Here is a 19,919-nt window from a genome sequence, read left to right on the forward strand (position 1 = left end):
GTGAGGAGATAAAAGAATGGAAAAAAGAAAATCATCAATTTTGATTCGTTTTATTTTAAGGGCGATTTTGGGACTGGTAGTTATTTTTGGAGTCAATCAATTTCTGGACTATAGAAATATTCCGGTTTCTGTAGGGATAAATCTAATTTCGTTTTTGACATCCGGAACCCTTGGAATTCCTGGGGTTTGTCTGCTGTATGGCATTATGTTTTATCAAATTATGTAAGTGTTGTACAAAAGCATTTTAATTTTCCGAAATTACTGGACAAGAAAAGTGGGCGGGGATATAATACACCTCACAAGAGAGTTACAACAATCAAAAAATCATTTTATGCAGTGTCTGTCTTGCAGGCACTCGCATCAAAGGAATGCAGAGGCATTCCTCAACATGCCATTTCGGCGTAAGTTTCAAAGTTATTTTTTAATAAAAGATGCTGGTATCAGTATCGGAAAGGAGCGTAATCAGGAATCAGTAGAGAAATAGTAATCTGTGATTCAGAGGAAGCATATGTGAAAAGGCTTGCCGAAGCACTGCTTTTGAAGCGGGAGGTGACAGCAGGAGTGCGGATCTGCTCATCTCTTGATATGTTGGAAAATCTGCTGGAAATAGGAGAAGTTCAGGCGCTTTTGATCAGCGATGAGATTCCATATGAATTGAGAAAGCGGGTATTTGGCGGCAGAAGAATTGTGCTTACAAGAACAAAGTGTGCGGATCTGGGGGAAGAGGAGCAGGAGCTCAGGAAATACCAGTCTGTGGACAAGCTGACCGCAGAGATCATGCAGGCTTTTCAGAAGATGGACATTCCGGCGGGATATTACGGAAAAGGCCGTGTTCTGGGAGTGTATTCGCCGGTTCACCGGGTCGGTAAGACAACATTTGCACTGAAGCTTGGCAAAGTACTTGCTGAACAGGAGAATGTACTGTATCTGAATCTGGAGGCATATGCAGGGATCGGGGGATATTTTCAGGATGGTGATGTTCAGAACCTTTCTCATCTACTGTATTATGCAAAACAGGAAAAGGATGATATCGGTGTAAGGATTGCATCCATGATTCGACAGATGGGAAATCTGGACTATATACCACCGATGAAGGTGTGGACCGATCTGAGAGAAGTGAGTATCCGGGAGTGGGAGGTTCTTCTTCAAAAACTGACCGGAGAGAGTATTTACGATACGGTGATCCTGGATCTGGGAAACGCCGTAGGAGATATTTTTGAGATTTTAAAACTGTGTGACTGGATTTTGTTTCCGTTTGCAAATGATGTCTATGCCAGGACAAAGATGGAGCAGTACAGCTATATTTTGAAGGCGCTTCGTCTTCAGGAGCTGGAAATGCATACGATTTATGTGGATATGGACAAAACGATGCGGCAGGCCGTGAAAGAGGCGGCCGGTGAATTGGAAATAAAGTCCGGAAAGGGGCACATGTATGTTAAGAGCAGAACAACTTCATGAAAAGGTCCTCTCCAGAATGGATTTTATGAGGGAACCGTCAGATGAAGAACTGCTTGAGATCATCCATAGTGTTTTGGAAGAAAGTTCAAAAAAACAATTCATTCCGCTCAAAGAAAAGGCGGCGCTTGGGAAGGAACTTTTTAATGCGTTCCGTAAGCTGGATATTCTGCAGGAACTGATCGAGGATGAGTCGATTACAGAGATCATGATCAATGGAACAGAGAATATTTTTATTGAGCGGGAAGGACAGATCTTCCTGTCCGATAAGAAATTTCTGTCCAGGGGTAAGCTGGAAGATGTGGTCCAGCAAATGGTGGCGGAATGCAACCGGATTGTCAATGAAGCATCCCCGATTGTGGATGCCAGGCTTAATGACGGCTCGCGAGTCAATGTCGTGTTGCCGCCTGCCGCTATCAATGGGCCGATTGTGACGATCCGAAAGTTCCCAAAACACAGAATTACGATGGAGCAGCTTCTGGAGTATGAATCCATCAGTGAGGAAGCGGCAGAATTTCTGGTTCGTCTGGTGAGAGCAGGATATAACATTTTTATCAGCGGCGGAACCGGTTCCGGGAAAACGACATTTTTGAATGTGTTGTCGGATTATATTCCCGAGACGGAACGAATCATTACGATCGAAACTAAAACGCACTTTTCGTGGTTTCTAGTAAGGTGTAGTTTTCCTTTAGAATAAAGGGATTGTAGGAGTTTTTATTGTTCTGTTTTAAAGTTACTTTTTAGGGTTTATTTTAACTTTAAACTCAAATCAAACACAAAAGAGAGGGGTATTATATGCCACAATTTTATATGATTGATATGTATAATGTTAGTATTATTATTAAGGTCAAGACAGAATCAGAGAAGTATTTTATTGATGTATTCAGAAAAGAAATAGAAATAGGAATGGTAACGGTAGAAAGTATTTGCAAGTGGTGTATATTGCATCATATACAGTATGGTATTAAGTTTAAATATTACAAGTACCCTAGAAATACGATATATAAGAATATAAAATATCTAATAGAATATATCGGAATGAAAAAAAGATATAAAAATTCAAAAAAAGGTATTGACAATTTAAGAAAGAGTGATATAATATAATATATAGAATATTCAAATCAAACAACGCCCGTGTCGTGGCAAAATTTCAAACAGAGAAGAACACAATTTATTATTAAGAAGTAACATCCTTGTTTTTGGTGTCTGTAAAGGATAGTACAGAAAAAGTGATAGCCCGTTGTTTGTATAGTACAAACAGAAAATGTCTACCATACCATGTTCTTAACGCTCTCTTTCTAACCGTTATAAAATGAAAAAGCAAACAAACAGCCAGTGAAGTTAGGTGTATTTAAATACCTTTTTTTCATTGGCTTTTTGTTTGTATAAAAAAGAAGGGTGTAAGGAATATGAATGATTCAGTAATAGGATTGGATGCGGTCACAATGGTATTTAGTGGAAAGTGTCCGGAACGTATAGAACAAAGAGTAGAAAGAAGAAACAAAGAAGGTCGATTGTATTTACAGGTCGACAAAACAAAACAAAGTGATACTTATGTTGTGACAATTATATTGCCCTCTATCATTCGTCCGTCAAATTCAAAGGGATTTTCATTATTGGATTCCGTTAAATTGGAATACGTGATAGATGTAGTGAAACATGATTTACAAGAGATTCTAGGAACGCAAGAACTAGAAAGGCTTGTTGTAAAAAAGATAGAGGTTAATGCAAACAAGGTTATTCCGTCAAAAGTAAATGCGGATGCTATAACAGCTTTTATGGCAAGGGCTCTGTTAAAGCCAGATGCTCAGCAAATAGAACACTGTCATGGTGTAAATTTATATGAAACAAGAACAATAAAATCCAGAACAATTGATGGATTTAAGACGGCACGAGATAGCTCTGGAAGGTATCAATGCAAATTTTACAGGAAAGACAGACAGCTAGGACTTGAAAACAAAATGGAACCTACTTTCCGCATGGAATTTCTATATAACGTAAAAGGGATTTCACAGGCACTTGGAAAAAGGGGAGCTGTGACGTTGACAGACATTCTGAGTAAAAATGCAATGCAGAAGTTGATACAAAAATATGTGATGGATGTTAGAGCAAGTATCATGCCACCTATACGGTTGTATTTAGAAGATGCAACAAATTTAGTGCTGAATGACTTAAAAGCGGGCAATGGAGCTTACAAAACGTTTCTGAGGAGATATGACGTAATCCAGTATGATTACAGAATTTTCAGAGTAGCAATGTCGAAGTTCTATAAAATGGTAGGAAACACAAAGCAGAGTGCAAGTGTACAGTGTAGCAGGATTAAAACAAAAGCATTAGAAGAAAGTATTGTTGTAAATGAAGGAACAATAAAACAATTGGAAGAAATGTTTCGTGAAATACGTTTACAGGAAGTGTAGTTAAATTATCAAAAACTGTTAACAAAAACTGTTAATTTTGTTCTTGTTTGATTTTGGCAAAACATTATTCAGAATCAATTTAAACACTGTTTAAAGGCAATTCAGAGAAGAAAAAGGGAAAACACAGAAACAGAAAAGTAACAATATAATTGTGATAACAGTGCAATATCAGAAGGGAGTGAACAGCGTGTATGGCATGGAAAACAGGACAGAGCGGAAATAAGAAAGGCAGACCTAGGCTAGATGAGGTGGAAAAGCAAAACGTCTCATATTTCAAACAAAGATTGAAAGAATATTCTGTTCCTGCGCTGGAAGAATTGTTTGAACTTATGACAAACTCTATCAATCAAGATATTCGATTCAAATGCGCAACATATATCCTAGACCGTTGTTACGGAAAAGATTTTGTTGCAGAGAAATTAGAAGAACAGAACAAAGATATAACGATAAAGTTGATTACAAGACAGGGAACAGAGGTTGACCAAGCACTGATAGATAAGGAAGAACAGGAAATGTGGAATGAAGCAATAATGGAAGATGATACAGACGATTGGGGAACAGATGATATTTATTTAGGTTAAGAAAGGAAGTTGATTATTATGTCATGGGCTGAAAGAGCATATGAATATAGAACAAATGGAAAAAGAAAACAGGAAGATAAAGAGGACATTGCAAATAGATTGATTCAAAGAAGAAATAGATTGTTTGAAAGAATCGGTAAGATAAGCAATTATAAAGAACTTATTGAGGTAAATAATGAATTAAAAGCCTTAAAAGCAGACGGTTATACAGACAGCAATGATTTAATTATGTTACGAAAACAAATGAAGGAACAAGTGCAGGAGTTAAAACAAACGCTCACAACAAAGCGAGAAGAGATTGCTAAAAAGCAGGATTCGCTTAAAAAGGAAAGGTATTCGGAAAGTATTGATACATTAACACAGGTAAATGCAGAAGCGGATAAGATTCTGTTAGAGTTACTTTTACAGTTATCAAAAGATGATGTAAAGAACAAAGTTATTGTTTCGGATATGATGAAACGGCAGGACAGAGCTACGTCTATTGCAATTATGAAGCTATCACAAATGCCTATGTACGATGGCTTAATTACGCCGAAAATGAAAGAAAATCTGTTAGTGCAGAGTAAGTCAGATGCGGAAATTAAATGGCAGGAAAAGCAGGATAATAAGGTTGTAGAGGTTGGAAAAGAATTAGCAGATGTCACAATGAAAAGTTTTATGCTTGACAAAACAGAAGCGGTTATTTTCCCGAAAGAAAATGTTGTGTTCAAATAAAGAGAGGTGTCAGATATGAAAAAGGCAATGAATAATAAAAATACAAGTAATAAACAGAGGGAAACTATGAAGGTAGTAGAAACAGTTCAAACAAAGAAAGAATTGTGCGAAGAACAGGAGCAGAAAGCACCGTTGATGTTGACGATAGATGAAACAGCGAGTAAAAGCGGATTGTCAGCGTATACAATCAGAACATGGATAAAGACAGGGGTTTTACCATATGTTCTGATTGGTAGAAAATATTTAATCTCATGGGATAACTTTTGTAAATTCCTTAATTCTAATATGGGGGTAGCGTAACATGGATAAAGAAGCAAACAATACAACAGCAGAAGAAACCGAAGCGATTTACAGAGTAGTAACAGATGCATATAAAGAAAGATTTAAGATTAGAACATGGATTTTTAATAAGATTCTTTCTCATATGTTAGAAAAGATGCAGGAAGAACCAACAATATATCTTATTATGGATAACATGAGGAAACATAGAAAACATACTGTTTAAAAAGGTATACCTTTAAGGACGGCAGAAAAGAAGTGTTATATGTATTGTTTTGCGTTTGTAAATGACAAAACAAATAAAAACAAACGTTTATAAAATTAGTTGACATTTATAAACGAAAGTGCTACTATAATAGTATCATATTAAGAAAACAAACAGGGAAGTGATACAATGATTTATGGTTATGCACGAGTAAGCAGTAAAGAACAGAATTTAGACAGACAATTAGCAGAGTTGAGACAGGCAGGAGTTGAAGAAAGAAATATTTTTACTGATAAGGAAAGCGGTAAAACATTCAATAGGAAAGCATATAACTTGTTGGTGGGAACAGAAAAAAGTGCTTCAATGTTACGGAAAAATGATTTGTTGATTGTTTATAGCATTGACAGATTAGGGCGAAACTATTCAGAAATTATGAAACAATGGAAGTACATAACACAAGAGATTCAAGCAGATATAAAAGTGTTAGATATGCCATTGTTGGACACGAGTAAACAGGATAACAGCCTTGATAACAGATTTGTTGCAGAGTTGGTTTTGCAGATTCTTTCATATGTAGCACAAAAAGAACGAGAGAATATAAAGATAAGACAAGCACAGGGAATAAAAATTGCAAAAGAAAAAGGGAAACATTTAGGTAGACCGTTAGCAGAGTTTCCTTTAAATTGGAAAGAGGTCTATTCCGAATGGAAAAATAAGAACATAACAGCAGTAGAAGCAATGAAGAGAATGGAACTTAAAAAGAACACGTTTTATAATCTTGTAAAGCGTTATGAGAACGAAAAAGAGAGATAAAAGAGGTGTAAAATATGGCAACGATAACACCAATTAAAAACAGTAAAAAGGGAGCATACAGAATAACTGTATCAAATGGGTATGATTCAAACAACAAACAAATCAGAATATCTACCACATTCACACCCGATAAAACAAAGTCACAGAGACAACAGGAAAAACAAGTACAGGAATTTGCGATTAACTTTGAACGACAGGTGAAAACAGGAAAGGTGTATAGTGGCGATAAAATCAGTTTTGCGGATTTTACAAAGGAATGGGAAGAGAAAGAAGCAAAACAAAACTTAGAAGAAACAACATTGTATAGTTATAAGGGGCATTTGAAAAATGTTATCCTTCCTGCCATAGGGAAATATAAAATGTCAAAAGTAACACCTGCTATATTGGAACAATTTTATAGAAGCCTTACAAAGGACAATGCAAGGAAAGATGGAAAAGGAAGTTATAAAATTGCCAGTATAAAGAAATTCCATAAAATTATTAGTGGAATTATGAGGACAGCGGTTAGATGGAATGTTATAGAAGAAAATCCTTGTGATAAAGCTGAATTGCCAAGAGAACGAAACAAAAATAATGATGTGAAGCATTTTACACTTGAACAGGCAATGACGTTTTTAGAAGCAATGGACAAGCCTTATAGTGTTCCTTACAATGGACATAAAATAACAGTTCCAAGTGGTAATGTAATAGAATTAGATGCATATATCAAAGAAAGGATGTTACCTATTCAATTTAAAATATTCTATCGTTTATCTTTGTTCGGGGGATTGCGAAAAGGGGAACTGATTGCATTGACATGGCAGGATATTGACTTTGAAAACAATGCTATAAGCATCACAAAGTCAGCAGGTCATATACAGGAAGGACAAGCGATAAAGGCAACAAAAACAGTTAATTCCAACAGAGTTATACCTGTACCAAAGACAGAGATAGATTTGTTGAAAAGATGGAAAACAGAACAGAAAAACTTTATGCTAACGGTTGGTAGTAAATGGGAAGGTTATAGGGGAAAGGAATTTGATAAAAACAGTGTATTCATTCAAACAAATATCAATTATGGGAAAACAATGAATGTTTCAACGCCTTATAGAAAGTTTGTTGATTTTATAAATTACTATAATCAAACAGTGGAAAAGGAAGAAAACAAATTGCCAGTGATTCCGTTACATGGGTTAAGACATACGTGTGCGACATTGAATATAGCACTGGGAACAGATATAAAGACCGTACAAGCCATATTAGGACACGCCAACATACAAACTACATTAAATACATATGCTCATGCATTGGAAGAAAAGAAGCGTGAAGCATCAAATGCACTGGACATGCTATTGAATAAACAGGCATAAAACACAAAATAAACACAAAAGTAATTAGCACCTTTGAAAAATAGGGTGCTTTTCTTATGTAAAAAAAATATCAGTATTCCTTGTAAATACGCTATTCTCTAAACAATTATAACAAGCGTATGTTTTATGGTGAGTTATCACGATCGAGGATAATGCAGAGCTGCAGATCACGGAACTTCCCAATCTTGTGCGGTTGGAAGCACGAAACGCAAATGTGGAAGGAACCGGGGAGATTAGTATCCGTGATCTGATTCGAACGGCGCTCAGAATGAGGCCGGACAGAATTATCGTAGGTGAAGTCCGGGGAAAGGAAGCGGCTGATATGCTCCAGGCCTTTAACACGGGCCATGACGGTTCTCTGAGCACCGGGCATGCGAACAGTCCGAAAGATATGCTTTCCAGGCTGGAAATGATGACCCTTATGGGAATGGATATCCCGCTTTCTGCAGTGCAAAGGCAGATCGCTGCAGGAATTGATATTATGGTGCATCTAGGCAGATTGCGGGACAGAAGCAGAAAAGTATTGGAAATTGTGGAGGTACTTGGATATGAGAAAGACGAGATCCGATTGCAGTCCCTGTTTTCGTTTAGGGAAACGGGAGAGAAGAACGGAAAAATCCAGGGAGAGTGGGTGAAAAATGCCGATTTGCTGCGGCGGGAAAAGCTTTTGGCAGCAGGGTATTAGCAGACAGGAATACCTGCTGGCGGCGGCAAAAAGTGTGTCCGTAGTCGCGGCGACGGCGTATCTTTTTTATTCCGAATGGTGGGCGGTAATTCTCTTGTTTCCGCTTGGAGTTCTTTATTTTAAACGAAATGAGGAACAGCTGGAAAAGAAAAAAATACAGGAATTTGAACGCCAGTTTCAGGATGCTCTGCAGTCCCTGGGTGCACAGATGAATATCGGATATTCTATGGAAAATGCAATCAAGGAAGTGCAGAAGGATCTGCAGGTAATGTATAAGAATGACACTGTGATCGTGCGTGAATTTTCATACATGGTCAGTCAGCTGAACCTGAATGTGAATGTGGAGCTGGTCTGGGAGGAATTCGCAAAGAGAGTGAATATTCCGGAGGCAGACAGCTTTGTGACGATATTTGCACAGGCAAAGCGAAGCGGCGGTGACAGCATTGCCATAATTAAAAATGCAGTCAGGCAAATCGTGGAGAAGGCAGAGGTGAACCGCGAGATCGCAACGGTGATCGCGGAAAAGAAGTTGGAATTTCAGGTAATGTCGGTCATTCCTTTTGGGATCATTGGATATATGAGAATCAGTTTTCCCGAATTCATGGATATTCTTTACGGAAATATCCGGGGAGTCCTCTTTATGAGCGGATGCCTTCTTGCATATCTGGCCGCATGGAGACTGGGAAACAGAATTGTGGAGATAGAGGTGTGATATGTGGGTATGCATAGCAGTGTATTTTATCCTTGGCATGGTATGCATTGTACTGCGCTATAGGAAGCTGCTTATCCATTATGATAAAAAATTGTGGAAAACGATTTTTTATGTGATGTTTTGCGCGGCGACGATTGCTCTGTTAACAGAAATCAGTGGTCAGGGCGTGATGCAGAATTTCGGCAAGGTCAGGATCAATCGGGAAGATTATGGCGGGAATTCGGTAAATCATCAGCTTCAGATGCAAATCGAAGGTGAGAAATCTGAAAATGTAGAGATACAGGTTTCTCCCAGAATGTACAGCGAGGAGGAAGTCCAGTCTTTGTTCCGGCAGGCTATGAATAAGCTGGATCAAGTAATACTGGGTGAAAATGAAACGGCGGATCATGTGGTCAAGCCACTATGTTTCCCGCAGGAGCTGGAGGGATACCCGTTTGCTATTTCCTGGGAACCGGGGCGTTATGACGTGATGGATATGAACGGAAGGATCAATCAGGATGCGGTGCTGGAAGAAGATCCGGAAGGCGAAGGAGTCCTTGTAAAGATTACGGGGATCCTGCGTTACGGAACTGAGGAAGCTGCTTATAATACACAGGTTCTTGTATTTGCAGATGTGGAAGAGACAGAAACGATACGGAACCAGGTGCTTAATGCAGCAAGACAGGCAGAAGAAGTATCGCGGGAAGAGAAATCTTTTGTACTTCCTGAACAGGTAAATGGCAGGACAGTCCGATGGAGATTCAGGAAAGAATCAAAGGTCATGCCGGTATTGATGCTTGGAGCAGTTATCTGCGTATTTCTGGTAGTGCAGGAAAGACAGAAGAAAGAAAAGCTGCGAAAAGACAGAAAAGAACAGATGCTGTTCGACTATCCCGAGATCGTGAGCCAGTTTACGATGCTGATGGGAGCAGGAATGACGGCAAAGAATGTCTGGAAGAAAATAACGGCAGATTACTGTGGACAGAAAGAAAGAGGAGGCCGGGTGCGGGATGCATATGAAGAGATGGTCATCACACTTCAGGAAATGCAGAGCGGCATACCGGAGGCAGAATGTTATGAGCGGTTTGCCGCAAGATGCGGTCTGGTTCCGTATATGAAAATGGGAGCGCTTCTTTCCCAGAATCTGAGAAAGGGCGCAAAAGGGACTTCGGATATGCTGAAAATGGAAGCGATTCAAGCCATGGAAGACAGAAAAAGCAGAGCAAGGCGTCTTGGAGAAGAAGCAGGTGTCAAGCTGTTGCTTCCGATGCTTCTGATGCTGGTAATCGTTCTTGTGATCGTCGTTGTTCCGGCCTTTCTTTCTATCGATCTGTAGGCTGGGAAGGAAAGACGAGGGAGGTGAAAGGATGAAGCGTGTGAAAAATATGATCAGATCAGTCTGGATCCGGGCACAGTGTGTGATGCACGATAACCGGGGAATTTCGGTGATTGAACTGATTTTGGTTTTGGTGGTCATTATTGGACTGGTGTTAATTTTTAAATCACAGTTAACCAGTCTGGTGGAAACAATTTTTGAAAAAATTACGAGTGAAAGTGCAGGAATTTAGTAGTAATTAAACGGTTCTTATTCTGAAAATGGGCGGTATAGAAAATGAAAAAAATGGTGAAAGGGGAGCTGACAGCTTTTCTTAGTCTTGTATTTATCCTTCTGGTCTCACTGGTGGGAGCTGTCCTTGAAAGCGCATCCATTCAGGTGATGAAAAATGAAAGAAGGGCAGATGCCACCAGAGCGATGGAATCTGTATTTGCAGAATATCAAAGAGATCTTCTGGATCGATATGAGATATTTGCACTGGATGAGAGCTATGAATCGGAACAGGTATCAGAGTCTGCTATTTTAAACCGAATGTCCTATTATGGGGCAGAAAATATGGACAAAGAGATCGATGCGATTCGTTATCTGACGGATGAAAACGGGAAGGCATTTTATGACCAGGCGGTTCAGTATGAAAAAGAAAAGACGGGGGCAGCGGCGGTAGAGGAGATGGCCGGGAAATCTTCTGTGTGGAAAGAACAGGAGAGCCAGGCAGAGCAATACGAAAAAGAGGATACAGAGACGAGTTTTGAATTAGAGCGTATGCTTGAAGAGGAAAGCCAGAAGCTGCCGCAGGAAGGAAATCCGCTTCCGGTCGTTTCGAATATAAAGGCAGGTGGAATATTGAATTTTGTCCTGCCGGATGGATTTGAGGTTTCGGATAAGACAGTGGATCTGTCATCGTTTGTATCACATCGTGAACTGCAAAGCGGTTATGGAAGCTTTCGGGAGAAGGTTCAGGGAACCGGTGACACCATTTTTTTCAATCTATACCTTATGGATCATTTTAATCACGCAGTTAAAAAAGAAAAAGAAAGTGTGCTTCAATATGAGTTGGAGTATCTTCTTGCAGGAAAGTCAAGTGACAGGGAGAATCTGGAGGCGGTTGTAAAGAAACTCTGCAGTATCAGGTTCGCCGTCAATTATGCTTATCTTCTGACAGATGTGGAAAAGCAGGCAGAGGTGCAGGCTGCATCCGTGGCAATGTGTGCGCTCCTTGCAGTTCCGGGCATAACTGAGGTTGTAAAGCAGGCACTTCTCCTTGCATGGGCGTATGGAGAAGGAATCGTTGATGTGAAAACTCTTCTAACCGGGAAAAGAGTTCCTTTAGTAAAGTCGTACGAGACGTGGCAACTTTCGTGGGAGAACCTTCTGCATCTGGGGGAAGATCAGTCGGTTCTGGAAGGCAGGGATGCAGAGGGCGGATATTCTTATGAAAAGTATTTGCAGGTGCTGCTTATGCTGGAAAAAAAGGAAAAACTGACAATGTGGGCATTGGATCTGGAAGAACTGAATCTCAGAGAAATTGCAGGAAAAACATGGTTTCGCGCAGACTCATGCGTGGTGGCGTTAAGAGCCAATATGGACTGTGGACTGCGCAGATCGATCCACTACAGATTTGCGGCAGAATATCAGTACAAATAGAGGGAAAATAAAAGGAGGTGGATACAGATGTCTTTTCCGTTCCTCGATTTTTTGGTCTGTATAATTGCAAACATATATGATACACGTCGATACAACAATTCTTTCAGGAAGGAGGAAGGATTTGGTTTCTCGCGAAAAGGCGCAGCTCTCTTGACGGAAAAGGCATCTGTATCTGCCTCGCGAAAAGCGCGGATCATGGAAGGCAGCATCACTGTGGAAGCTGTCGTGTGTATTCCGCTGTTTTTATATGCATCTATTTGTCTGATTTGGCTGTTGGAGCTTCGTTCCATACAGCTTGTCGTCAGGGAAGGGATGCAGGGAGCCGGAAAAGAGCTGGCACAGGAATGCTATGAGCTGCCGCTTCTTATTCCGGCAAGAGTGGAATCAAAGATCGTCAGTCTGATCGGGGAGGAGCGGCTTGACCGAAGCTGTATTGTGGAAGGGAGCGAAGGCCTGGAATGTGAAAAATCTTACATCTGGCCGGGAAGCGCGATCATCGAATTAAAGACAAGCTATCAGGTAAAGCTTCCGTTTCCGCAGTTTTTGATTCCGCCGATCCGGTATCAGGAGTCTATGAGAATCAAAGGATGGACCGGGTATGTGAAACAATCCTTTGGTCAGACGGGACAGCAGGAAATTGTGTATATTACGGAAACAGGAATCGTTTATCACAGGGATTATCACTGCACATATCTGGAACCGTCTGTACGTCTGGTGTCGCTTGAAGAGATCGAGCCACTGAGAAATCAGAGTTCCGGAAAATATTATCCCTGTGAACTGTGCGGAAGGTTCTGTAAGGGGAATGCTTATATCACGGATTATGGGAATCGGTATCACAGTACTTTGGACTGCAGCGGTGTGAAACGAAAAATTTATGCAGTCCCGATCCGTGAAGTTAAGGGAAAGGGAGCGTGTTCAAAATGTGGAAAATAGAAGAAATGGCTGTTCTGGCATTTCTGGGAGCGGGGGCCGTATATGACTTCAGGAATAGAAAAATCCCGGCAGGTTATCTGATGTTTGGAACAGTAGGAATTGTTTTTTATCTGGCATTCGAGGGTCAGATGGAGTGGTATCTGTGGCTTCCGGGACTGGCGACCGGACTGCTCTTCCTTCTTTGTTCCAAGATCACCGAAGAAGGGATTGGATATGGGGATAGCTGGATGATCCTGAATCTGGGACTTTTTCTCGGAATCTGGCGGCTTCTGATATCGCTCGGCATTGCATTTTCGGCGGCAGCAGCGGCGGCGGGAGTCGGTCTGGCGCTGAAAAAATGGAATCGTAAGACGAGAATACCCTTCTATCCCTTTCTGGTAGTCGGTTATGTGGGGGCATTGTTATGGTGAAAAGAGGAACAGAAGGAATAAAAAAGAAGTCCGGGCGGACTGTGCGTGCCTCGACCGTGGTGGAAATGGCGTATCTGATGCCGCTTGTGCTTATGGTGTGGATGCTCGTGATTTTCGGGTTGTTTTACTATCATGATAAAACAATCTTAATGGGAGCGGCATATGAAACGGTAATTGTGGGAAGTGAGATCTTATATGGGATGGAAGAGTTCCCGCAGGAAGAAATGGAGAATTATTTTCGTGAGAGAATACGGGGAAAACTGATGTTTTACGGGCAGGTGTCCGTGAATGTATATGAGGAACAGCAGAGGATCATTGCAAAGGCCAGTGCGAGTGGGAAAGGGATGGAACTTCAGGCATCCGGAAGTGCTGTCATTACGGAGCCTGAGAAGCAGATCCGCAGGCTGAAAGCCGGAAAGAAGAAGTTGGAGGGTGCGCTGCAATGAAGACGGAATATGAACGGAATCTGCATCATGCATGGATGATTCTGGAGTTTGATGAGATCTATGAAGAAGATTACCAGATGAGGATGCTGGCAGAGAACCATCTTAACTGTCTGCTGGATGTAAAGGGACAGGGAATGGACCGGAAAAGCAGGTACCAGTATGAGGTGGGCGGAAAGACATCGATGGCTGCGATGGGAGAACGTCAGAAATGGAATTTTTCGCGGATGAAGGAATTCATGCAGCAATTTGTGGAAGCAGTGCGCGAGGTGAATAATTATCTCCTTGATGTGAATTGTCTGAACCTGGATCCGGAATATATCTATTACCAGAACGGACGATATTTTTTCTGCTATTGTCCCGCATTCAAGGGAAATATATGGGAGGCATTTCATGTACTGACAGAATATTTCGTCAGAGAGACAGATTATGAAGATAAAGAGGCAATCTATCTTGCATGCGAGCTTCATAAAGCTTCTATGGAAGATAACTATAATATAGAACAAATACTGGAGAGGATTCTGGAAAGGAAAGAGCAGAGAATGGAAGACGTGAAGAAAAATCTGAAATACGGTAATGCAGCATATGAACTTAAAGAGGATCAAATCCTGGATGATTGGGCCGGTGAACAGGAGCTGAAGGGAAATGTGATGAAAGACAGAGAAACAGTATGGGGATTTGTGACGAGAAAAATCAGGAAAAGAAATCACAGAAATTGGGAAAATCGGGAGGTGCAGGAAGAAAATGAAGCGGAAAATTATCGGAATTTTTGAGTAAAGTACTTCCGCCGGGAATCATTTCCAGCGGAAGTGAATGTAAAATATTGGTAACAAAACACTTGTAAATCATACTCTCATTCCATATAATAAAAAATAAGGTTATGAAATGGGCAATAATACAGTAAAACGACTGCCCTTCTGAACTTCTGAATCTACAGATATGGTTCCGCCGTGAGCTTCGATGGTACGTTTGGCGATTGCAAGTCCGAGACCGGTTCCGCCGGTTTTATGGGTTACGAAAGCATCAAATATCTCGTCAAGCTGTTCTTCGGGAATACCGCAGCCATCATCTGAGATAATGATTTTCAGAAAATGGTCATCTGTATCGGCCTCCAGCCGGATGGTCCCGTGAGCAGACACCGCATCACCGGCGTTGCGAAGAAGATTGAGAAAGACTTCCTGAAGCTTTACCTTATCTCCCTGGATGACCGGAAGTTCAGGAGAGATTCGGGAAGTAAATTCAATGTCTGTTTCGGCGCAGGAAGCGGCAAAGGACAGACAAAGATGACTGAAAAAATCGAAGGCAGAAAAAGAAGAACGGTTGATACGTTCTCCGTTGTTATAGGCAGAAAGCTCCTGCAGCAGAGAAATCATAAATTCAATATCTTCCCGCATGTCATTCCAGTGACGGAAATCCCGTGTCTCAGGATGCTGGGACTCGATCAACTGTAATGTACTGTAGATGAGTGTGAGAGGATTACGGATCTCGTGGCTGATCTTGCTGATCGTATATTGCTGGTCATCCAGAAGCTTTTGGATCAATGCCCTGTTTTCAGGTTTTGCGTTCATCAGTTGTTGTAATTGCTCATAATCATGATTTGTTAATGACATTATCATACCGCCTTTCCAAACATAGTGTAGCATTGGCGGTATAGATATTCAAATATATTTTAAAGAAAGAGGTAAGAAATATGAGAGATGAGAACTGTATTTTCTGTAAAATTGCAAACGGAGAGATTCCTTCAGCTACGTTGTATGAAGATGATGATTTCAGAGTCATTCTGGACCTTGGACCGGCAACAAAGGGACATGCCCTGATCCTTCCGAAAGAACATTATGCGAATCTGTATGAGATTGACGATGAACTTGCAGCAAAAGCATTCAAACTGGCGAAAAAGATGGTCATCAAGATGACAGAAGTGCTTGGATGTGACGGATATAATGTTGTACAGAATAATGGCGAGGCAGCAGGACAGACAGTTTTCCATTTCCATATGCATCTGATCCCGCGGTATAAGGATGATGATGCACGCTTCGGATGGAAGACAGGACAGCTCACGGATGAAGTCAGAGACGAAATTCTTGCAAAATTAAAATAAGGAAATCGGAACTGAGTAAACATGAGTGAGATACAGAGGGGTGTAAGTGTGGACACTCAAGATAAAGATACACGTAAATTTGAGGAAATTTACATTAAGTACAAAGAAGTTGTGTACAAAACCGCGCTGCGTTACTCTGATTACAATAGAGAGATTTCTCAGGAGATGACACAAGAAGTATTTGTGAAATTGTGTGATTATCCGAATCTGCTCCAAGAAGAATATATTGGTGCATGGTTGGTGACAAGTGTAAAAAATGCGACGATCAATTGCATAAAGAAGGGAAAATACGAGATCCTGAGTGAAGATGGGGGTTTCATTGCAGAAACAGAGAATAGTACGCAGAAAAGTCCGGAGGATGCGTTCTTTGAAGAGTTCACACGGGATCAGAGAAACAAGAAGGCAAAGAGGATTCTTGATGATCTGTACGAGATCAATGAACGCTGGTATGATGCTGTGACAAAATCTTATTGTCTGAACATGCCACAGAAAGAAGTGGCCGAAGAGATGGGAGTCAGTATCGAAGTGCTTCACAGTGTTTTGTACAGAGCCAGAGAATGGGTAAAGAAAAGATATAAGTCCGATGAGGATTAAGAAAACGGAGAATGGCAACAAAAAACAGGTGCCGTTCCGGCACCTGTTTAACATGCATATTTCATATTTATCTGGATGCTGCTTCCTCGATCAGACCGATGATGGTCTCGATCGGACTTTGCTGTGAGGACTGATTCATTGCTTCCACAAAGGTTTCGCGGGAGTCGTAAAGCTTATGAACAGCCGAAAGGAGACGTTCGTCAGTCAGCTCTTCTTCTTCCAGGACCATGCTGAATTTCTGGCGTTCGAAAGAGCGGGCATTGAGAATCTGGTCTCCGCGGCTCGCACTTGCAGAAAGCGGAATCAGCAGATTCGGTTTGCGAAGGGCAAGAAGCTCGCAGATCGCATTGGCTCCTGCGCGGGAGATTACAATATCTGCCAGAGCGAAGAGATCTCTCAGTTCATCCTGAATATATTCGAACTGAGCATAACCTTGCAGACCTTTCAGGGATTCATCCAGTTTACCTTTGCCGCAAAGGTGGATGATCTGGAATTCTTCCAGCAGCTGAGGAAGGATTTTGCGGACAGCCTGATTGACTGCGGCGGCGCCGAGACTTCCTCCGACGATGAGGATGACCGGCTTTTCTTCCTGGAAACCACAGAATTTGCGGGCTTTTTCCTTATCACCGGTCATAAGCTCCTGACGGATCGGAGAACCGGTAAGGACTGCTTTATCTTCAGGCAGAGCCTTCAGAGTTTCAGGAAAATTGCAGCAGACTTTGGTCGCGGATGGAATCGAGATTTTGTTCGCAAGACCCGGAGTCATATCGGATTCATGAATGATGACCGGAACGTGGTTGCGTTTTCCGGCGATCACAACCGGAACACTGACGAATCCGCCTTTTGAGAAAATAACATCCGGTTTTAAATCTTTTATAATTTTATTTGCTTCGCTGAATCCCTTCAGAACACGGAAAGGGTCTGTAAAATTCTGAAGGCTGAAATAACGGCGGAGCTTTCCGGAAGAAATACCGTGGTATGGAACGCCCTGCTTTTCAATCAGGCTTTTCTCTATACCATTATATGAACCAATGTAATGTATATCGTATTGAAGTTCCTTTAAACGCGGTAACAGCGCAATATTTGGTGTAACATGCCCGGCAGTACCACCGCCGGTTAAAATAATACGTTTCATAGATAGTCCTCCCACTTTATCATATTATGCGGGGGTTAAAGTCATGCATTTTCATATTAATATGAATGACATAACTTGTTGACCCTGATACCATATAATTTTAGCAGATAAAGGAAAAAGGTCAAGAAAAAGGGAAAAGAAATCATAAAGAATGATTGCAGCCAAGGAATAAAAACTGGCTGTGACAAAGAATGAGGTTGCTGAAATGAAGAATGAACAAGAAAAATTGGAAGATTTTTTGAAATCAGAACTGATGAAAGAGGGAGATGAAATTCTGGCAGAAATAGAAGCAGATGAATCCCTGAAAGATATTTCACTTCCCGAGGAGATGGATGAGGGATTATGGAAGAAAATCCAAAAGAAGCAGGCTGAAAAGGCTGCTTATGAGGCGTTGTCTGAAAAAGATAAAGAGGCACTGCGTCTGGGGCGGGAAATGATGATGCTGAATGGCGATGATGTTGGTATGGGTGAAGGGGAAGATGAGAAGAATGCGGTTGGAGAACGTTATGCGGAAAGCGCGGTAGAGAATGACGGTGCTAAGGTTGTGAAGTACTCGAGAAAGAGGAAGAAGAGAGTTTATCTCTTGGTTGCGGCTGTGGCGGTGTTGGCGCTGGCGGCTGGGATGACAAGTATTGGTGGAGCACCGTTTGTTACTGGAGTAATGAACAAAATTGTTGGTGAAAGAGAAGTGCTCCAGGTGGATAGCGAAAGAGAAGGGGAAGATGATAGACTTAGTACGGAGAGCGAGGAAGAGAAGGCGTGGCAGGCGGTTAAAGATAGGCTAGAAATTGAACCAGTTAGATTAGGTTACAAACCTGTAAAAATGAATTTTGTTGATTATGAGATAGATGAAGCAGTTGGAGAAGCATGTTTTATATATGATTATGAAGGTGTGGCTATCGAATATCAAATGTGGGCTAATTACAGAAATAAATCAGTGGGATATGATATAGAGGATAAATTGGTAAAGAAAGAAGTGTTAATCGTATCTGATGTAGAGATAGAAATAAGCTGTTACCAAGTTGAGGAAAATCAAGCGCAAGAGTACGTTGCTCGATTTAATAATGCAAATGTAAACTATGTTTTAAATAGTTGTATTAAAGAAGCGGAATTTGTTGACATAATAAAAAATTTAATTTTTTAGAAAAATTGCGTAAGTTTTTCAGAGTTCGATTGTTTATATAGTAAAGAGAAAAAACAGGAGGCAGGAATGAAGAAACTTAAAGCGATTTTATTAATGGTAACAATGATTATTGGTTTAACATGTACGTCAAAGATAGATGTTAAAGCGACAGAAGAAGTAGAGTGTGTAGATGGATCATATTTGACAGATGATGATTATTCTGAAGGAGAAGATGTAAAAATTACTAGAGGGGTGTATTTAAAGAGTGGAACTTCAACAATATCGGAAGTTGGAACAGGAAAAATAGCGGCGGGAGGCAGAACTGTTGGACAAACGACAGTATCTGAGATTGCTGTTTATGTTTCAGTAGAAAAATTGGTAAATGGAAGTTGGCAAACATATACAACTTGGTCTGCGAAGAAAAGCAATGCGGTTTTAGTAAGTACAAGTAAAACATTATCCGTTCCAATAGGTTATTATTATCGAGTTTATTCTACGCACAAAGCAAATTCGGATATAAGTGGTTCTTTCACCAACGGAATCCACATTTAACCGTTACCCATAAAAGCCGTTCCCCTTCCCGCTCACCCATTCAGCGGATTCCTTATAACTACTGCGTAATATTCTCTTACCCAGGGACAACTACAAAATAAAATAAAAAAATATTATGTAAAGTGCCCGCCGACTAAATGAACTCAAATGGGCAATTGGATATAGGCAGTAGTTATAAGAAATCCGCTGAGAGCGGGAAGTTACAAAAACCTTACATTAATACTGGATACAGTCAAAACAAGAAAAATCAGAGAGCTTCTTCTGACTATTACATTTAATATTGCAAGAGACGGTGAAAAAATACCTTACATTATGTGACCGTTTTTTGATTTATATTTTATGTAATAGTCAGATGCAGTTTGCGCCCTCTGGCGGTCGCAAATGCGTTTTTCAACGGCCGCTATGCGGAGCAGAACGGCCGCTCGTATTTAGTTGATTGTTGATAAGTTATCGTATGTTTAT

Annotated in this window: 23 protein-coding genes and 2 pseudogenes; 23 read left to right on the forward strand and 2 right to left on the reverse strand. The window is 40.8% G+C overall.

The window, feature by feature from the left end; translation table 11 throughout:
- Positions 1–16 precede the first annotated feature (16 nt).
- The 19 genes and pseudogenes from ACTNBF_RS12740 to ACTNBF_RS12830 all read left to right on the forward strand — a co-directional run bounded on the left by ACTNBF_RS12740 (position 17) and on the right by ACTNBF_RS12830 (position 14,728).
- Positions 17–226 (forward strand): pro-sigmaK processing inhibitor BofA family protein, encoded by a 210-nt coding sequence (locus ACTNBF_RS12740; RefSeq protein ID WP_427808400.1) that lies wholly within the window; start codon positions 17–19, stop codon positions 224–226.
- A 284-nt stretch (positions 227–510) separates the two neighbouring features.
- Positions 511–1,458, forward strand: a complete 948-nt coding sequence (locus ACTNBF_RS12745; protein WP_427808402.1) for a hypothetical protein — start codon at positions 511–513, stop codon at positions 1,456–1,458.
- Positions 1,433–2,098: pseudogene (locus ACTNBF_RS12750) on the forward strand (CpaF family protein); the annotation flags it as partial. The gene ACTNBF_RS12745 and the pseudogene ACTNBF_RS12750, both read left to right, overlap by 26 nt.
- A gap of 766 nt (positions 2,099–2,864) precedes the next feature.
- A complete protein-coding gene (locus ACTNBF_RS12755) occupies positions 2,865–3,872 on the forward strand; it encodes a hypothetical protein (protein ID WP_441089402.1) in 1,008 nt (335 codons plus the stop codon).
- Positions 3,873–4,063: 191 nt separating this feature from the next.
- Positions 4,064–4,453, forward strand: coding sequence for a hypothetical protein (locus ACTNBF_RS12760; protein WP_441089403.1), 390 nt, complete (start codon positions 4,064–4,066; stop codon positions 4,451–4,453).
- A gap of 18 nt (positions 4,454–4,471) precedes the next feature.
- The gene (locus tag ACTNBF_RS12765; protein WP_441089404.1) at positions 4,472–5,167 is read left to right on the forward strand and encodes a hypothetical protein; all 696 of its coding nucleotides are present in this window, start codon (positions 4,472–4,474) and stop codon (positions 5,165–5,167) included.
- A 15-nt stretch (positions 5,168–5,182) separates the two neighbouring features.
- Entirely contained in the window at positions 5,183–5,467 is a 285-nt protein-coding gene (locus tag ACTNBF_RS12770; RefSeq protein WP_441089405.1) for a helix-turn-helix domain-containing protein, read from the forward strand.
- Between the two features lies 1 nt (position 5,468).
- On the forward strand, positions 5,469–5,672 hold the full coding sequence (locus ACTNBF_RS12775; RefSeq protein WP_441089406.1) for a hypothetical protein: 204 nt from the start codon (positions 5,469–5,471) through the stop codon (positions 5,670–5,672).
- A 168-nt stretch (positions 5,673–5,840) separates the two neighbouring features.
- Positions 5,841–6,464, forward strand: coding sequence for a recombinase family protein (locus tag ACTNBF_RS12780; RefSeq protein ID WP_441089407.1), 624 nt, complete (start codon positions 5,841–5,843; stop codon positions 6,462–6,464).
- A 14-nt stretch (positions 6,465–6,478) separates the two neighbouring features.
- Positions 6,479–7,813: a tyrosine-type recombinase/integrase gene (locus ACTNBF_RS12785; protein WP_441089408.1), complete on the forward strand. Its 1,335-nt coding sequence runs from the start codon at positions 6,479–6,481 to the stop codon at positions 7,811–7,813.
- A gap of 133 nt (positions 7,814–7,946) precedes the next feature.
- Positions 7,947–8,498: pseudogene (locus ACTNBF_RS12790) on the forward strand (CpaF family protein); the annotation flags it as partial.
- A complete protein-coding gene (locus tag ACTNBF_RS12795) occupies positions 8,452–9,210 on the forward strand; it encodes a type II secretion system F family protein (protein ID WP_427808406.1) in 759 nt (252 codons plus the stop codon). The pseudogene ACTNBF_RS12790 and the gene ACTNBF_RS12795, both read left to right, overlap by 47 nt.
- Position 9,211: 1 nt before the next feature.
- Complete coding sequence (locus tag ACTNBF_RS12800) at positions 9,212–10,525, forward strand: hypothetical protein (RefSeq protein ID WP_427819453.1); 1,314 nt, start codon at positions 9,212–9,214, stop codon at positions 10,523–10,525.
- A 49-nt stretch (positions 10,526–10,574) separates the two neighbouring features.
- Complete coding sequence (locus ACTNBF_RS12805; protein ID WP_427808434.1) at positions 10,575–10,757, forward strand: Flp1 family type IVb pilin; 183 nt, start codon at positions 10,575–10,577, stop codon at positions 10,755–10,757.
- 44 nt (positions 10,758–10,801) lie between these two features.
- Positions 10,802–12,169 carry a DUF5702 domain-containing protein gene (locus ACTNBF_RS12810; RefSeq protein ID WP_427808410.1) on the forward strand — a complete coding sequence of 456 codons (1,368 nt, stop codon included), beginning with the start codon at positions 10,802–10,804 and terminating at the stop codon, positions 12,167–12,169.
- A gap of 150 nt (positions 12,170–12,319) precedes the next feature.
- Entirely contained in the window at positions 12,320–13,102 is a 783-nt protein-coding gene (locus ACTNBF_RS12815) for a pilus assembly protein (protein ID WP_427819455.1), read from the forward strand.
- Entirely contained in the window at positions 13,090–13,512 is a 423-nt protein-coding gene (locus ACTNBF_RS12820) for a prepilin peptidase (protein ID WP_427808414.1), read from the forward strand. Before ACTNBF_RS12815 ends, ACTNBF_RS12820 begins: the two co-directional genes overlap by 13 nt.
- Positions 13,506–13,958 carry a TadE family protein gene (locus tag ACTNBF_RS12825; protein ID WP_427808416.1) on the forward strand — a complete coding sequence of 151 codons (453 nt, stop codon included), beginning with the start codon at positions 13,506–13,508 and terminating at the stop codon, positions 13,956–13,958. The genes ACTNBF_RS12820 and ACTNBF_RS12825 overlap by 7 nt, the downstream gene beginning before the upstream one ends.
- The gene (locus ACTNBF_RS12830; RefSeq protein ID WP_427819458.1) at positions 13,955–14,728 is read left to right on the forward strand and encodes a DUF6382 domain-containing protein; all 774 of its coding nucleotides are present in this window, start codon (positions 13,955–13,957) and stop codon (positions 14,726–14,728) included. The genes ACTNBF_RS12825 and ACTNBF_RS12830 overlap by 4 nt, the downstream gene beginning before the upstream one ends.
- A gap of 105 nt (positions 14,729–14,833) precedes the next feature.
- On the opposite strand, the gene ACTNBF_RS12835 is transcribed toward ACTNBF_RS12830, so the two are convergent.
- Entirely contained in the window at positions 14,834–15,565 is a 732-nt protein-coding gene (locus ACTNBF_RS12835; RefSeq protein ID WP_427808420.1) for a sensor histidine kinase, read from the reverse strand.
- Between the two features lie 80 nt (positions 15,566–15,645).
- Here ACTNBF_RS12835 and ACTNBF_RS12840 point away from each other — a divergent pair, with 80 nt between their 5' ends.
- Both ACTNBF_RS12840 and ACTNBF_RS12845 read left to right on the forward strand, forming a co-directional pair.
- Complete coding sequence (locus ACTNBF_RS12840) at positions 15,646–16,053, forward strand: HIT family protein (protein ID WP_427808422.1); 408 nt, start codon at positions 15,646–15,648, stop codon at positions 16,051–16,053.
- Positions 16,054–16,074: 21 nt separating this feature from the next.
- Positions 16,075–16,647, forward strand: a complete 573-nt coding sequence (locus ACTNBF_RS12845; RefSeq protein WP_427808424.1) for an RNA polymerase sigma factor — start codon at positions 16,075–16,077, stop codon at positions 16,645–16,647.
- Positions 16,648–16,714: 67 nt separating this feature from the next.
- On the opposite strand, the gene ACTNBF_RS12850 is transcribed toward ACTNBF_RS12845, so the two are convergent.
- On the reverse strand, positions 16,715–17,782 hold the full coding sequence (locus tag ACTNBF_RS12850; RefSeq protein ID WP_427808426.1) for an undecaprenyldiphospho-muramoylpentapeptide beta-N-acetylglucosaminyltransferase: 1,068 nt from the start codon (positions 17,780–17,782) through the stop codon (positions 16,715–16,717).
- A 205-nt stretch (positions 17,783–17,987) separates the two neighbouring features.
- Between ACTNBF_RS12850 and ACTNBF_RS12855 the strand changes: the two genes are divergently transcribed.
- A complete protein-coding gene (locus ACTNBF_RS12855; protein ID WP_427819462.1) occupies positions 17,988–18,926 on the forward strand; it encodes a DUF4367 domain-containing protein in 939 nt (312 codons plus the stop codon).
- Positions 18,927–18,992: 66 nt separating this feature from the next.
- On the forward strand, positions 18,993–19,457 hold the full coding sequence (locus ACTNBF_RS12860) for a DUF6147 family protein (protein WP_427819464.1): 465 nt from the start codon (positions 18,993–18,995) through the stop codon (positions 19,455–19,457).
- Positions 19,458–19,919: the final 462 nt, after the last annotated feature.

It is taken from the genome of Bariatricus sp. HCP28S3_A4 (assembly GCF_052066395.1).
GTDB lineage: Bacteria > Bacillota > Clostridia > Lachnospirales > Lachnospiraceae > Allocoprococcus.